At 60.4% G+C, this 15,688-nt stretch carries 13 protein-coding genes; 6 read left to right on the top strand and 7 right to left on the bottom strand.

Annotated features, from left to right (window positions below):
- Positions 1-3: 3 nt before the first annotated feature.
- Together BN1128_RS17290 and BN1128_RS17285 are read right to left on the bottom strand one after the other, a co-directional pair.
- Positions 4-1,167, bottom strand: coding sequence for a vWA domain-containing protein (locus BN1128_RS17290; RefSeq protein WP_042871012.1), 1,164 nt, complete (start codon positions 1,165-1,167; stop codon positions 4-6).
- Positions 1,168-2,010: an AAA family ATPase gene (locus BN1128_RS17285; protein WP_042871010.1), complete on the bottom strand. Its 843-nt coding sequence runs from the start codon at positions 2,008-2,010 to the stop codon at positions 1,168-1,170.
- Positions 2,011-2,177: 167 nt separating this feature from the next.
- Here BN1128_RS17285 and cysK point away from each other — a divergent pair, with 167 nt between their 5' ends.
- From cysK to crr, 4 genes are all read left to right on the top strand, one after another.
- Positions 2,178-3,146: a cysteine synthase A gene (gene cysK / locus BN1128_RS17280; protein ID WP_042871008.1), complete on the top strand. Its 969-nt coding sequence runs from the start codon at positions 2,178-2,180 to the stop codon at positions 3,144-3,146.
- Positions 3,147-3,588: 442 nt separating this feature from the next.
- Entirely contained in the window at positions 3,589-3,846 is a 258-nt protein-coding gene (locus tag BN1128_RS17275; RefSeq protein WP_005303128.1) for an HPr family phosphocarrier protein, read from the top strand.
- A gap of 44 nt (positions 3,847-3,890) precedes the next feature.
- Entirely contained in the window at positions 3,891-5,618 is a 1,728-nt protein-coding gene (gene ptsI / locus BN1128_RS17270) for a phosphoenolpyruvate-protein phosphotransferase PtsI (protein ID WP_042871006.1), read from the top strand.
- A gap of 43 nt (positions 5,619-5,661) precedes the next feature.
- A complete protein-coding gene (crr, locus tag BN1128_RS17265) occupies positions 5,662-6,171 on the top strand; it encodes a PTS glucose transporter subunit IIA (protein WP_042871003.1) in 510 nt (169 codons plus the stop codon).
- Between the two features lie 91 nt (positions 6,172-6,262).
- Here crr and BN1128_RS17260 read toward each other — a convergent pair whose 3' ends face one another.
- Positions 6,263-7,231, bottom strand: a complete 969-nt coding sequence (locus BN1128_RS17260) for a sensor domain-containing diguanylate cyclase (protein ID WP_370464930.1) — start codon at positions 7,229-7,231, stop codon at positions 6,263-6,265.
- Between the two features lie 56 nt (positions 7,232-7,287).
- Positions 7,288-8,100: a type 2 periplasmic-binding domain-containing protein gene (locus tag BN1128_RS17255; RefSeq protein ID WP_042871000.1), complete on the bottom strand. Its 813-nt coding sequence runs from the start codon at positions 8,098-8,100 to the stop codon at positions 7,288-7,290.
- 230 nt (positions 8,101-8,330) lie between these two features.
- Between BN1128_RS17255 and BN1128_RS17250 the strand changes: the two genes are divergently transcribed.
- On the top strand, positions 8,331-8,876 hold the full coding sequence (locus BN1128_RS17250) for a cytochrome b (protein ID WP_042871257.1): 546 nt from the start codon (positions 8,331-8,333) through the stop codon (positions 8,874-8,876).
- A gap of 72 nt (positions 8,877-8,948) precedes the next feature.
- Here the strand turns inward: BN1128_RS17250 and BN1128_RS17245 are convergent, their stop codons facing one another.
- From BN1128_RS17245 to BN1128_RS17235, 3 genes are all read right to left on the bottom strand, one after another.
- On the bottom strand, positions 8,949-12,701 hold the full coding sequence (locus BN1128_RS17245) for an AAA family ATPase (RefSeq protein ID WP_042870998.1): 3,753 nt from the start codon (positions 12,699-12,701) through the stop codon (positions 8,949-8,951).
- On the bottom strand, positions 12,698-13,924 hold the full coding sequence (locus BN1128_RS17240; protein ID WP_042870996.1) for an exonuclease SbcCD subunit D C-terminal domain-containing protein: 1,227 nt from the start codon (positions 13,922-13,924) through the stop codon (positions 12,698-12,700). The genes BN1128_RS17245 and BN1128_RS17240 overlap by 4 nt, the downstream gene beginning before the upstream one ends.
- 105 nt (positions 13,925-14,029) lie before the next feature.
- Positions 14,030-14,458, bottom strand: a complete 429-nt coding sequence (locus BN1128_RS17235; RefSeq protein ID WP_042870995.1) for a GNAT family N-acetyltransferase — start codon at positions 14,456-14,458, stop codon at positions 14,030-14,032.
- Between the two features lie 179 nt (positions 14,459-14,637).
- On the opposite strand from BN1128_RS17235, the gene rdgC reads away from it, so the two are divergent.
- Complete coding sequence (gene rdgC / locus BN1128_RS17230) at positions 14,638-15,549, top strand: recombination-associated protein RdgC (RefSeq protein WP_042870993.1); 912 nt, start codon at positions 14,638-14,640, stop codon at positions 15,547-15,549.
- Positions 15,550-15,688: the final 139 nt, after the last annotated feature.

Genomic DNA, 15,688 nt, shown 5'->3' with positions numbered 1-15,688 from the left:
TCATTACAGCTGATCGATCGCCGCGGCGAGACCGGCCAGGGTCAGCGGATGCATGCGTCCGCCAACCAGTTCATTCATCAACTTGATGGAGGGATGCCAGAGCCACTCCCGTCTCGGGACCGGGTTGAGCCACACCAGTTTGGCATAGTGCTGCTGCAGGCGGGCGAGCCACACCTGGCCGGCCTCCTCGTTCCAGTACTCGACACTGCCACCGGGCCAGGTGATCTCATAGGGGCCCATCTTGGCATCCCCCACAAAAATCACCCTGTAGTCGCTGCCGTAGGTGCGCAGCAGCCGCAGGGTATCAAAACGCTCCTCGGCCCGGCGGTTGTTGTCCTGCCAGACGAAGTCGTAGAGACAGTTGTGAAAATAGAAGTACTCCAGATGCTTGAACTCGTGACGCAGCGCCGAGAAGAGCCGCTGCACCTCGGCCACATGGGCATCCATTGAGCCCCCTACGTCGAAGAAGACCAGCAGCTTGACGCCGTTGTGGCGTGCCGGCCTCAGCTTCACATCGAGCCAGCCCTGACGGGCCGTGCTCTGGATGGTGCCGTCAAGATCCAGCTCGTCCGGGTTGCCCTGGCGCACCCAGCGCCTGAGTTTGCGCAGCGCCAGCTGAATGGCACGCTGCCCCAGCGGCGAGTCGTCGCTGAAGTTGCGATAGTGACGCGCCTCCCACACCTTGGCCGCCTTGCCATGCTGGCCCTCTCCCCCCATGCGGATCCCTTCCGGGTGAAAACCGCCGTGGCCGAACGGGCTGCTGCCCCCCGTGCCCACCCACTTGTTGCCACCGGCGTGGCGCTCTTTCTGTTCGCTCAAGCGCTGGTTGAGGGTTTCAAGCAGCTTGTCGAGCCCTCCTAAGGATTGCAGCAGCGCTTTTTCTTCCGGGCTCAGCAGCCGCTCGAACTCCTGGCGCAGCCAGTCATCCGGCAGGGTCTCGGGCAACAGGGGAGAGGCCTGCAGGCCGTCATAATATTCGGCAAAGGCGCGATCGAAGCGATCGTAATGGGCCTCGTCTTTCACCAGCAGACAGCGGGAGATCTGGTAGAAGTCGTTCATGTCGACCGTGGCAAGCCCGGCCGACAAGGCCCCGTGCAGATCCAGCAATTCGCGCAGGCTGCAAGGCAGCTTGTGGCGGCGCAGATGGGTAAAAAAGTCGATCAGCATTCAGCTACCGCGACGCGCCTGGAAGGCAAGCTTTTCGAACAGATGCAAGTCCTGTTCAGTCTTGAGCAGAGCGCCATAGAGGGCGGGCACCAGCTTGCCAGGCTCACGGGTGCGCATCGCCTCGGGGGAGATGTCGTCGGCCAGCAGCAGCCGGATCCAGTCCAGCAGCTCGGAGGTGGAGGGCTTCTTGCGCAGCCCGTCCACATCGCGTAGCTCGAAGAAGAGCGTCATGGCTTCGTCCAGCAACGCCACTTTCAGGTTCGGATAGTGCAGGTTGACTATGGCCTGCATCTCGGCCTTGTCGGGGAAACGGATGTAGTGAAAGAAGCAGCGTCGCAGGAAGGCATCCGGCAGCTCTTTTTCATTGTTGGAGGTGATGATGACCACGGGGCGCAGGCGTGCCTTGATGCGCTCGCCGGTCTCGTAGACGTCAAACTCCATCCGATCCAGCTCCAGCAGCAGGTCGTTGGGGAATTCGATATCCGCCTTATCGATTTCATCGATCAGCAGCACGGGTCGCTGCTCGGCGGTGAAGGCCTGCCACAGCTTGCCCTGGCGAATGTAGTGGCTTATGTCCCCCACTCGCGGATCGCCGAGCTGGGAGTCGCGCAGCCGCGCCACAGCATCATACTCATACAGCCCCTGCTGGGCCTTGGTGGTGGATTTGATATGCCAGGCGATCAGCTCGGTGCCCAGATGGCGGGCTACCGCTTCGGCCAGCTCCGTCTTGCCTGTGCCGGGTTCACCTTTGATCAGTAACGGTTTTTCCAGCACTATTGCCGCATTGACCGCCATCTTCAGTGCCTCTGAGGCGAGATAGCGATCGCTTCCTGCAAATCCCATAACGTCTATTCCTTTGACGACAAGAGGCCTTTTTGAGATCGAGGCCTCAGTAAGAAAGAATAAGCTCTATATCTTGTAATAACATATTGTTATAACAAATCGTCACTTCTCATTCAGAAACCACAGGGTAATCTTGTTTCATCGCCGTAACAAACAGGGATAGCACCATGAGCAAAATTTTTGAGGACAACAGCCAGACCATAGGTCACACCCCGCTGGTTCGACTCAACCGTGTTACCAAGGGCCGCGTACTGGCCAAGATTGAAAGCCGTAACCCGAGCTTCAGCGTCAAGTGCCGCATCGGCGCCAACCTGATTTGGGATGCCGAGAAACGCGGCGTCCTGACCAAGGGCAAGGAGATCATCGAACCCACCAGCGGTAACACAGGTATTGCTCTGGCTTTCGTTGCCGCCGCTCGCGGCTATCCCATCACATTGACCATGCCCGCCACCATGAGCCTGGAGCGCCGCAAGCTGCTCAAGGCGCTCGGTGCCAATCTGGTGCTGACCGAAGGGCCGCTGGGCATGAAGGGCGCCATCGCCAAGGCCAACGAGATCCTCGAATCCGAGCCGGGCAAATATGTCCTGCTGCAACAGTTTGAAAACCCCGCCAACCCGGAAATCCACGAGAAGACCACGGGCCCCGAGATCTGGGATGCCACCGATGGTCAGGTGGATGTGTTCGTGGCGGGCGTCGGCACAGGTGGCACCATTACCGGTGTGTCCCGTTATCTGAAGCAGACCAAGGGCAAGGCCGTGGTCTCGGTGGCCGTCGAGCCGAGCGAGTCACCCGTGATCAGCCAGCGTCTGGCCGGTCTCGAGATCAAGCCCGGCCCTCACAAGATCCAGGGTATTGGCGCCGGTTTCATCCCGGGCAACCTGGACCTGACCCTGCTGGACCGCGTCGAGCAGGTAAGCAGCGATGATGCCATCGAGATGGCTCGTCGCCTGATGGAAGAGGAAGGGATCCTGGCCGGGATAAGCTCGGGGGCCGCCGTCGTGGCCGCCGCCCGTCTGGCAGAGTTGCCGGAATTTGCCGACAAGACCATCGTCGTCATACTGCCGAGCGCCGCCGAGCGTTACCTCTCCAGCGCCCTGTTTGCCGGGGTGTTCAGCGAGCAGGAACTGCAGCAATAGGTGATCGGATTCTTTCAAAACAACGGCGCTCCTAGGAGCGCCGTTTCTTTATGAGCTAGACTGAGCAATTGGCAGCGCCACTCGGCCCCTTATTTTTTGGGGTAAAATAACAAGCTGACGGGCGACAAAAAAAGCAGACATTCCGTGATAAATCTCATATCCTGTGCGGCGTCACGAGGTGTTTGCCGACTAGGTATCACAAAGTAACAAAGTGTTATTTTTCGTTATAAAATAATTTCAAGCCAGTATTTATGCGGCTTGTAGCGCGATAACGGAAAAGAGTTTGGGCAGACACCGAATACTGCACAGAAAATTGACCTGGATTAAACCATTGCAGGTCTGATTTCGTTACTTTACAACATATCCATACTGACACGGTGAGATAAGGAAGCGTCAAAAGCATCCATCTCTCCAAAAAATATCAATAATATGGGGTGAAACCATGTACGAGAAGTCTGTTGTTATCACTGCTGAAAACGGTCTGCACACCCGTCCGGCAGCTCAGTTCGTGAAAGAAGCCAAAGAATTCCAAAGCGAAATTACTGTGGTCTCCGGTGGCAAATCCGCCAGCGCCAAGAGCCTGTTCAAGCTGCAGACCCTGGGCCTGACCAAAGGCACCAACGTGACCATCCAGGCCGACGGCCCGGACGCTCAGAAAGCCGTTGAGAAGCTGGTTGCCCTGATGGACGAGCTGGAGTAATCCAGCTTTATTCCTCCCCCACAGTCGTTTTAATAGGAAGGATTATGATATCTGGCATTCTTGCGTCCCCCGGTATCGCATTCGGTAAGGCGCTTCTTCTGAAAGAAGATGAAATCGTTATCAATCAGGGCAAGATTTCTGCTGACCAGATTGACGCCGAGATCAACCGCTTCCTCGAAGCCCGCACCAAGTCAGCTGCTCAGCTGGAAGCCATCAAAACCATGGCTGGTCGCACCTTCGGTGAGGAAAAAGAGGCCATCTTCGAAGGCCACATCATGCTGCTCGAAGATGAGGAGCTGGAAGGGGATATCAGATCCTTCATCAAAGACAACAAGGCCACCGCTGATAAGGCCGTCTACGAGGTCATCGAGCAATACGCCAAGATGATGGCCGATCTGGACGATCCCTACCTGCGCGAGCGCGCCACCGACTTCCGTGACATCGGAACCCGTCTGGTGAAGAACGTGCTGGGCATCGCCGTTGTCAACCTGAGCACCATAGACGAAGAGGTCATTCTGGTCGCCAAAGACCTGACCCCGTCCGAAACTGCCCAGATCAACCTGAAATATGTGCTGGGTTTCGTTACCGACATCGGTGGCCGTACCTCTCACACCTCCATCATGGCGCGCTCCCTGGAGCTGCCGGCCATCGTGGGCACCAACGACATCACCGAGCGCGTCAACAATGGCGAGATGCTGATACTGGATGCGATCAACAACCAGATCATCATCAACCCGACCGCCGAGCAGCTGACTGAAGCCAAACAGTTCCAGGCCCAGTTCCAGGCCGAGAAGGACGAGCTGGCCAAGCTGAAAGATCTGCCTGCCATCACACTCGATGGTCATCAGGTCGAAGTCTGCGCCAACATAGGTACCGTCAAGGATACCGAAGGTGCCATCCGCAATGGCGCCGAAGGCGTGGGGCTGTACCGTACCGAGTTCCTGTTCATGGACCGTGATGCGCTGCCGACCGAAGACGAGCAGTTCAAGGCCTACAAAGAAGTGGCAGAGGCCATGCCGGATCAGCCGATCATCGTCCGTACCATGGACATTGGCGGCGACAAAGAACTGCCTTACATGAATTTCCCGAAAGAGATGAACCCCTTCCTGGGCTGGCGTGCCGTGCGTATTTTCTTCGATCGCGAAGACATCATGCACGCCCAGCTGCGGGCCATACTGCGTGCGTCTGCCTTCGGCAAACTGCGCATCATGTTCCCGATGATCATCTCCGTCGAAGAGTTCCGTAGCCTGAAGGCCACCGTAGAGAAGCTGAAAGCCGAACTGCGCACCGAAGGCAAAGCCTTTGATGAATCCATCGAAGTGGGTATCATGATCGAGACTCCGGCTGCTGCCGTGATGGCTCATCATCTGGCTAAAGAAGTGGATTTCTTCAGTATCGGTACCAACGACCTGACCCAGTACACCTTGGCAGTCGACCGTGGTAACGAGATGATCTCCGCCATGTACAACCCGCTGTCACCCTCCGTCCTGACGCTGATCAAGATGGTCATCGACGCTTCCCATGACAATGGCAAGTGGACCGGTATGTGTGGTGAGCTGGCTGGTGACGAACGCGCCACACTGCTGCTGCTGGGTATGGGTCTGGATGAGTTCTCCATGAGCTCCATTTCTGTACCGCGTATCAAGAAGCTTATCCGCAACACCAACTTCGAAGATGTGAAGGCAATGGCTGACCAGGCTCTGAGCTATGCAACCGCCGCCGAAATCGAAGCCTGTGTAGATAACTTTATTAAGCAGAAGGCAGTCTGCTAAGATCGGCTGCAAACAGCGACAATCATCTCTAGGAGCTTTTACTATGGGTCTGTTTGATAAACTGAAGAAACTGGTTTCCGATGATAGCTCTGATACCGGTGGCATCGAAATTTTTGCCCCGCTGTCAGGGGAAATCGTGCCGATCGAAGATGTGCCTGACGTTGTCTTCGCCGAGAAGATCGTCGGCGACGGTATCGCCATCAAGCCGGCTGGCAACAAGATGGTTGCACCGTGCGATGGCACCATCGGCAAGATCTTCGAGACCAACCATGCGTTCTCGCTGGAATCCGACTCAGGTATCGAGCTGTTCGTTCACTTCGGTATCGACACCGTTGAACTGAAAGGTGAAGGCTTCAAGCGCATCGCTCAGGAAGGTCAAAAGGTCAAGCGCGGCGATACCATCATCGAGTTCGATCTGGCAATTCTGGAAGCGAAAGCCAAGTCTACCCTGACGCCGGTTGTCATCTCCAACATGGACGAGATCAAAGAACTGATCAAGATGACGGGTGCCGTGACTGTGGGCGAGACCCCGGTGATCCGCATCAAGAAATAATGCGCTCTGGCTGGTGCCAGTGACTGCAACGAAAAACCGAAGCCAAGCGCTTCGGTTTTTTTATGGGGCTATGCTGACCCTTGACGCCGGGCTAGGTCTTGCCAAACACCACCCGGTTGCGCCCCTGCGCCTTGGCCTGATACAGGGCCCGATCGGCCACCAGCAACAGGTTGTCCAGGCTCTGCCCGGCAGCCAGGGTGGCGCAGCCAAAACTCATCGTCAGCGAAAAATGGTGATGATGCCAACTCATGGGGCTGGCAGACAACAGCTGGCGCATCTGCTCCGCCCGGGCTGCCACCCGCGAGCCATCAGCTCCCGGCAGGATCAGCAGGAACTCCTCCCCTCCCCAGCGGGCCAGACACTCGGCCCCCTGCAGCTGCTCTTCCATGATGCGAGCAACCCCACACAGGGCCGCATCCCCGGCGGGATGGCCATACCTGTCGTTGACCTGCTTGAAGTGATCGATATCGCACAGGATCACCGAGAACATGTGGCCCTGCAGCCAGAGTGCCTGCAACTGCTGCTCGGCACCGCGCCGATTGCTGAGCTCTGTCAGCGGGTCGGTACAGGAGAGGCGACTCACCTCCTCTATCATGCAGTGCAGATCGTGAATATCGCGAAACGTCACTATGTGCCAGCCGGGCATGGCATCGGCCGTCAATTGGGCCGTGATGGTAAACCAGCGCCGCTGGCCATTCTTGCAGTGGATCCGGGTAGACATCTCCGCCACGGCAGAGCCATTGGCCAGGCTGGTCATGACAACCTGATTCCAGTCCTGGATGGCCAGGGTTCTGCTCTGCTCGTCGTGATACACAGTCGCAAACCAGGCAGTCATGTCGGGCAAGTCGGCCAGGGTGTAACCCAATTGTGCCGAGAAGGCCTGGTTCACAAACCTGTGATGACGAACGGGGATGTCCGATAGCGTGGTCGGTATGGTGCCAAGGGTGTCACCACAAACCGCTTCCGAAATGAGGATTGGAAACGGTATCACGTCAAAGGATCGAAACAGGATCTGCTGCAGTTCGGTCAATATCGCCGACTCGGATATGTTCAAGGCCATTCCCTTACCAATATTTCACTCAAAAGTAAGTGAGTCTGCCGACTCGGTAAACTGGATCATGGCGTCGTTAGGACCGCCCTGGTCGCAGCGCGTTCCCCCGGCTGCCACTCCTGATAGGGACCATGGATGCCGGAGTAGATCTGGCCCAGCTGGCCGGAGGCCCTGAGCCTTTCGATGGACTGCGTCAGAAAGCGGTCCACTGCATCTCCTCTCTCCCCTTTTGGGATGATGAACACATCGTCAAACTCGCCAAAATAAACCCTATGGATATTGGTCAGCCCCATCTTCTTCAGTGCAAAATCCGCCTCCTCCTGCGCCCAGAGGAAGGCATCGATACGGCCCCTGCTCAGCTTGCCGAGGGACTGCTCGATAGAGAGAGAACGCTTGACCGAGAAGGGCCAGAAGTCGCTCACCCCCTCGATGAGCAGGTCGCGCTTGGTGTACTCGTAACCGAGCACCATGGCCGAAGTGATGGGAGCGGCGCTGTTGCTATAGAGCACATGAGTCACCTTGCCGAAGGTCACCGAACTGAAGCGATAGGGCAGCATGGACTCATCGATATAGGGATTGCGCAGGGCGGGCAGATTGAAGTCCGCCTCCCCCACCACCACACTGCGCGTCGCACGCGACATGGGATAGACCATCACGCTCACCTCGACCCCGTCATCCAGCGCAGCTATGGCCTTGACCAGATCGACGAAGGGGCCGCTCCCATCGGAATCGATGAGCCCAGGCAAGAGCCCCAGATAGGCGGAAAAGTGCGATGGATGCTCGGGCTCTGCCGCAGAGAGGCGATCGCTGCCAGCCACGCCAAGCAGAACCGCACCCCACATGAACAGCAGCCCAGCTCCCAACCCAAGATGTTTCATTGACCAGATCCTCATCAGCACTGCCGTTACCAGAAGCATAGCCCCGCGCAGAGAGGAGTCTTGCCGGGTACCGTCGGAGAGATGAGAATAAAATGTTAAAAAGTTATCGAGATCAAAGTTTGGTCGAACAGGGCTTGTAACATGGAGATGGATGCAAGGAGGTCCGGGCACAAGAAGCGGCCCGGATGGATAAAAAGTGATGCAATGAGCGCCCAGAGAAGGACATGAACATGTTGAAGAATACCGAACAACGTTACGGCAGCCTGAGTATCGGCCTGCACTGGCTGACCCTGCTGCTGATGATCGCCGTCTATGCCCTGATGGAATTCAGGGATATCTTTCCCAAGGGCTCGGCCGGGCGCGACCTGATGAAAGAGTTTCACTTCATGGTGGGCTTGCTGATCCTGGCACTGGTCGTAGCACGGCTGCTGGTGCGTTTCAGCAGCCCCTCACCCCGCATAGTGCCCGAGCAGTCTCCCCTGATGCTCAAGCTGGCTCAGCTCGCCCATCTGGCGCTGTATGGCTTTCTGATCCTCACCCCGCTGCTGGGCTGGCTGCTGCTTAGCGCGGGCGGCAAGCCCATCCCCTTCTTCGGGTTCGAACTGCCCGCCCTGATCGCGCCGGATGATGGCGTGAAGGGAACGATAAAGGAGCTGCACGAGACGCTGGCCAACATAGGCTATGCCCTCATCGCCCTGCACGCCGTTGCCGCCATCTATCACCACCATGTGCTCAAGGACAACACCTTGACCAATATGTTGCCCGAGCGGAAATAAGCACTCGTCTTGAACACGCCAACAAAAAGGCCCCTTTGACAGGGGCCTTTTGCCATGGCTGAAACGTCACCATCAGGGCAGCACCACCCGACTTTCACCACCGCCGAGGGCCTCGACCCGAATTTGCACACCGATCCGCTCCACCAGGGTCTGCACGTGGGAGATGACGCCAATCTGGCGACCGGCGGCCTGCAGGGAGTCGAGGCTGGAGAGCGCCAGATCCAGACTGTCCGGATCCAGGGTGCCGAAGCCCTCGTCGATGAACAGCGACTCGACCTGGGTCTGGCGCGACGAGAGGCTGGAGAGGGCCAGCGCCAGCGCCAGCGACACCAGGAAGCTCTCGCCACCTGAGAGGGAGTCCACGGATCGCACCTCGTCCCCCATGTCGAGATCCACCACCTGCAGCGCCAGATCCGTACCGGGTACCCGCTCCAACCGGTAGCGCGGCGACAGCTCGCCGAGCTGGGCATTGGCCTCCAACAATAGACGTTCGAGCGTGAGGCTCTGGGCGAAGGTGCGCAGCTTGGCGCCGCTGGCGGAGCCGATAAGCTCGGACAGCTGCTGCCAGTGATCCGCCACCGCCTGCTGGGCGGCCAGCTCCTGTTGCAGGCTGCCTGCCTTGAGGGCGGCGACTTCGGCCTGCGCCAGCTTGCTCTTGCACTCGAACAGCTGCTCTTCAAGGGCGCGGCAGCGGGCACCCCGCGCCGCCAGCTGCTCGCTCAGCTGTGCATCCGGCAGGGCGGCCAGTTCGGGATGGTGTTCCCGATAGCGATCCCGCTTGCTCTCCTCCAGCGCCAGCGCCCGTTGCCGCTCGGCAAGACGGGTGCGCGCTTCGCCAAGGGCATCTTCCAACCCTTGCAGGGCGGTGCGGCGTGCCTTGAGCTCATCGGGGGTGATGGCGAGCAGGCGGCGCAGGTCATACTCGGCGATGCCAAGGGAGCTGGCGTGGGCAGCCCAGCGCCCCAGTACCTCCCGCTTGCGGCGGCTGCTGGTCTGCTTTTCCTGCTCCACATGGGCGAGACGGGTCTTGAGCTCGGTCTGCCGCTCCCGCAGAACGCGGGCGCCGCTTTGCATCAGTTCCAGCTCGCTGGCGAGCTGTTGCAGCCGCTGCTGCCAACGGCTCTCGACCAGCGGGATCCCCTCGCCGCCGAGACAACTGTTGCGGCTGGTGAGCAGCCCCTGCCGCTGCTGCTCGTGCTCCTTGTAGTCCCGCTCCAGCTTGTGCAGCAGCTCGCGTTGGGTCTGCAGGCGCGCCTCTTGCGCGCTCAGGGCCGGGGTGAGGCTGGCGATTTCGCTGGCCAGCCGCTCCCACTCGCTCTGGCCGTGCAGCCAGGCTTCGCAGGTTTGCTGCCACTCGTGCCACTGCTGGCTGCCGAGCCATTGGCGCCACGGTTGGCCGCCCATCTGCTCGTCGAGGCGGTGGGCGCCTTGCTCAAGGCGCTGGCGCAGGGTCGTTTCTTGTTCGCCCATTGCCTTCACTTCCCCTTCCAGCGTGATGCGCTGGCGATCGGCCTCTTGCCACTGTTGGTCAAACTGCTGGTGCTGGGCCGCCAACTGGCTCAGTTGCTGACGCACCCCTTGCAACTGCTGCTGACCGAGCTGGGCCTGACGCAGCTGCTGCTGGCTTTGGGCCAGCCCCTGCTCCAGTGCCTGGCCGCGGCCGAGCAGGGTGCTCATCAGCTCGTTCCACTCTATCGGGCTCTGGCGCAGTGGCAGCGGATGACCGAGCAGGGTATCGCCCCCCAGCTGTTGCCAGCGCTGGGTCAGCTGCTCGGCGCGCGCCTCCAGCTCCGGCAGATGTTGCTGGCGTACCGCCAGCTGACGGGCCAGCTCCTGACGCTCGCTCTCGCACTGAATGTATTGATGGTTGAGCCGCTCCCACTCCAGCTCGAGGCTGCGGGCCCGCTCCGCCAATTGGCCCAGAATGCCCGCCACCTGCGGCTGCACCTGGCTGTAGGGATGCTCCTTGGCGCCGCACAGCGGGCAAGGTTCGTCATCGCTCAATATATGGCGATACTGCTCGAAGCTGGCGATGGCGCGGGACTGCTCCAGCGCGTGGCGCGCCTCATCTCGCTGCAGGGCGAGCCGCTCGCGAGCTGGCGCCAGCTCTTCGCCGAGGATGGCCAGCTTGCCGAGTGCCTGCTCCAGCTGGGCAATCTCCTGCTGCAGGCGGCCGTGCTGCTCGCCGTGGTTGCGGCCATAATCGGCCAGCTCCAGCAGCTGACGCAGTTGGCCCAACTGTTCGGTCTGCTGCTGCCACTGCTCCTGCGCCTTGGCGAGGCGGCTCTCCCACTGCTGCTCCTGCAGTTCGTGCTGATGCTGTTGCAGCCGCGCCTGCTCCTGTTGCCAGTAGTCACGCTCCTGCTGTGCTTGAGCGAGCTGGAGTTGTAACTGTTGCAGGGCGCGCAGCTTGTGGTCCCGCAGGGTGAGCAGCTGTTGCAGCTTGGCGGCATCGTCGGTCCAATCCTGCATGGCGGTGAGCAGGGGCTGCCACTGACGGGCCACTGGGGCCAGCCCCTTGTGCTCTTCGAGCCAAAGCTCCCACTGCTGGTGTTGCTGCTTGAGCAGCTCTACCTGTTTGCTCTGCTCGCGCCAGGCCTGCTCAAGGGTAAGCTGGACTTCCCGCTCCTGCGCCCCCTCCTGCTGGATCTTCTGCAACTGCTGCACTTTTTCCCGGATGCGGGTATCAAGCTCCTGCGCCCGCTTGAGTTCGGGCTGCAGGGCGCCCCATTCCCGCTCGGCGGCGATCTTCTCCGCCAGCAGCTGCTGCTCGGTCAGCGCGCTCTGCTGGGTCTGCTCCTCGAGTTTGGCCAGCTCCGGGCCAAGCTCGGCGATCACCTTCTCCTGCTGCTGCACTTCCAAAGTGAGGCGGGCCAGTTCGTCGTGATCGGCGCGGGCCACCTGGGCCTGTTCGGCGCGGGCAAACTCGTCGCGCTCGGGGGCTGCGGCGCCGTGGGCTTGCAGGGCGGCATCGAGCGCTGCCTGTCCCTCGGCGCAGCCCTGCATCTGGGCGGCAATGCGGCTGTTGAGGTCGCGCAGATCCTGCATCAGCTGCTGTTGCTGCTGCTCATGTTTGAGAGTGGTGGAGAGGTTTATCTGCTGGCTCACCCACTGCTCGCGAGTGGCCTCATCCATCAGCGCCACGTCGCCGAGGCGCTGGGCGATAGTGGCCAGCTTCTGCTGCTCTTCCCGCGCCCGTTCATGGGTCTGGATAGAGATGGCGGAGTAGAGCTCGGTGCCCGTCATGCGCTCGAGCAGGGCGGATCGCTCGTCGGCACTCGACTTGAGAAAGGCAGCGAACTCCCCCTGGGGCAGGATCACGGCGCGGCGGAACTGCTCCCAGGAGAGCCCCACCAGCTCGTCGATGCGATCCTGCAGCTCCCGCTTGCTGCCGGAGAAGACCTGACCCGACGCCACGTCGGTCAGGCTGCGCTCCTGAGCCTGAAAGCGCCCCTCGGAGCGGTTGCGCGCCCGGCGCACCGCCCAGCGCGCCAGCCAGATGCGGCCATCACAGCCGCGAAACTGTACCTCGGCACAGCCGCTGGCGTGGCCGCGACTGAGGATGCCCCGCACATCGTTGGCCTTGAGCTTCTCCTCGTCATCCGCTCGACCCACCTCGGCCACGTGCTTGCGATTGGCGATAAAGCGCGGCATCTCGTCGTACAGCGCCAGACAGATGGCATCGAGCAGGGTGCTCTTGCCGGCGCCCGTGTTGCCGGTGATGGCAAACAGACCGGCGGCGCCGAGCGCCCCCTTGGTAAAGTCGATGGTGAAGGACCCGGTCAGACTAGCCAGGTTTTCACCGCTGAGGGACAGGATCTTCATGCGCCGGACTCCTTCATCTGTTGCAATATCTCTTCAAACGAGGCCACCAGTTCGGCCCTGGGTTCACCGTCAAACTGGCGCTGATAGCAGAGCCTGAACACCTCTGTGGGGGCGAGCTCATCCAGCCTGCGCTGGTTCTGGCCATCGGCCAGCCCCTGGCCAGAGCCCAGATAGCGGGTGCTGATACGGGCCAAGCGTACCGGCTTGCCCACCAGCGCCGCCAGAATGCGCTCGCGGATGCGGGCCTCGGGTCTGGGCAGCAGCAGTCGTACTTCGAGGAAGGGCTGTGCCTCGCTGGGCAGCGCCGGCAGGGACAAGGCCTCTATGGCCTTGAGCGCCCCTTCCAGTTCGCTCTCGGGCAGGCGGATCATCTCCACCGCGCGGGGCACAGGGATCCGCTCCAGACCCACCAATTTACCCCCCTCAAACGTCACTTCCAGCACCTGATGGTTGTAGTTGGCCTCGGCGAGCGAGAGCGGCAGTGGCGAGCCGCTATAGTGAACACCCTCGGCCGGGCTCTGGGCCAGATGGAGGTGACCGAGCGCCGTATAGTCGGCGCTGGCAAAAATATTGGCAGGTAGGGCATGCTGGTTGCCGCCGAGTACCCGCCGCTCTGAAAGCTCGGAGAGCTGGCCCGCAGCCAGATAGGCGTGGCCCATGGCGATCAGCGCCTGATCGGGTTCGCAGCGTGCGCGACCTTGCGTCATCACCGCTTCATAGACCCGCCGTACCCCCTCAATCAGCCGATCCTGCCCCTCTGCCAGTTGCTCTACCCTCAGGTCGCTGCTGCGCAGGAAGGGAACGGCGGCACACCAGGCGGCTATCTTGCCCTCCCTGTCTTGCAGCGGCACCAGCAGACGATCTGTCTCAAGCCTGCCGTCACTGTCCCGGCTGATGCTGCCCACCAGATGCAGGTCGAAGGCCCGCAGCAGTTCGTGGGGCGCATCCAGCTTGGAGGGAGAGTCGTGGTTGCCGCCGATCAGCACCATGTTGAGACGGGGCATCTCAGCCCGCAGCCTCGCCAGGAAGCGATAGAGCTGCTGCCAGGCGCTGGCGGGGGGGTTGGCGGTGTCGAACAGATCGCCCGCCACCAACAGGGCGTCGATCTGCCGCTGCTTGATGGTGTCGGTCAACCAGTCGAGAAAGGCGTCGTGTTCGAAACGGCGTTCATGGCCATGGAGTTGGTGGCCAAGGTGCCAGTCGGCGGTATGCAGGATTTTCATGAGAAAACGGCTCGAAATGGAGGAGTGGTGCCCACGGCACCCAATGCAGACAAGATGAGGATACGCCACCCCTTTTTCAAGCAAAACAGGCCGGTGGCGTCAGATTCAGGCGGGCTCGCAACACATCTTGTACTGGGGATGGCCGGTGAGGGGATCGAACTCCTCCCCCTGGATCACGAAGCCGTGGCGGCGGTAGAAGCGCACCGCCTGATCGTTTTCCACGAACACTCGCGCATGCAGCCTGGCCCCCTGCAACTTGGCCTCCTGCAGCAGGGCATGCCCCACGCCGCGTCCCTGCCGGTCGGGGCGCACGAACAGGGCGGCCAGATAGTCATCCACCAGTGCCATGAAGCCGAGCAGCTCGCCGCGCTCCTCGAATACCCAGATGCGGGCGTGGTCGAGATAACGGGTGCGCAGATCTTCCTGGGCCTGCCACCAGCAGGAGGCATCGACGAAATCGTGGGCCTGCAGGGAGGCCAGCAACCAGATTTCGACTATCTCTTCCATGTCCTCTGACTGACTCGGCCTCAACATATTTGCATCCTTGTTAACAATCTGAACACCCGCAGTCTAGGGGAGTTTGATGACAGGGTTAGGGACGAACATGGCTCCCTGTGAACTCGATCGTCCTTTTTTTACGAGAATGATTGGCTGATCACAAAGCGCCTCTCTAGTACAATGCCCGCCGGACAATCTATGAGACCGAGGACGCCATGTGGTTTAAAAACCTGCAGATTTATCGCTTTACCCGCCCCTTTGACCTGACAGTGGATCAGCTGGAAACCCAGCTCGAGGCCTGCGCCTTCACCCCTTGTGGCAGTCAGGACATCTCCCGGTTCGGTTGGGTCAAGCCCCTTGGCAAATTCGGCTCGACCCTGACCCACTCCGCCGCCGGTCACATCCTGCTCTGTGCCCGCAAGGAAGAGAAGATGCTGCCGGGCTCCGTCGTCAAGGAGATGCTGGCGGAGAAAGTAGAAGCGATCGAATTCGAGCAGGGCCGCGCCCTCAAGAAGAAAGAGAAGGAAGCGCTGAAGGAGGAGATACTCCACACCCTGCTGCCCCGTGCCTTCAGTCGTACCAGCCAGACCTTCGCCTGGATCAATCCGGCCGACAATCTGATGGTGGTGGACGCGGGCTCCGCCAAGAAGGCGGACGATCTGCTGGCCCTGCTGCGCAAGAGCATAGGCACCCTGCCCGTGGTGCCCGTGGCCCTCAAGAACCCGCCCGAGATCACCATGACCGAGTGGCTGAGCGAGGGCAATCTGCCCGCCTCTTTCGCGCTGGAAGACGAAGCCGAGCTGCGCAGTGCCATGGAGCACGGTGGCATCATCCGCTGCAAGCAGCAGGATCTGATGACCGACGAGATCAAGAACCACCTGGCCAACGACAAGCTGGTGACCAAGTTGGCTCTGAATTGGGGCGAGACCCTGAGCTTCGTGCTGGGGGACGACATCTCCATCAAGCGCCTCAAGTTCAGCGAAGAGCTGCGCGAGCAGAACGACGACGTGACCAGCGAAGATCCCGCCGCCCGTCTGGATGCGGACTTCGCCCTGGTGACCGCCGAGCTGGCCCAGTTCATCCCGGCGCTGTTTGCCGCCCTGGGTGGCGAAGAGCAGTCCATCTAGCCCGGTCTGCCTCACCAAATTGCAAAAACCGCCCCAGGGCGGTTTTTTTATGGCTGACGCTGACGAATGGGCCCTATTGATAAATGAGTAAGGCATTGATCCTGTTCAACAACTTGAGCAATCAGTGCCAATCGTGACA

The sequence above is a fragment of the Aeromonas piscicola genome, assembly GCF_000820005.1.
In the GTDB taxonomy this organism is placed as follows: domain Bacteria; phylum Pseudomonadota; class Gammaproteobacteria; order Enterobacterales; family Aeromonadaceae; genus Aeromonas; species Aeromonas piscicola.
Note: the sequence above shows the minus strand (reverse complement) of the source record. Positions and strands in the feature narration are given on the sequence as shown.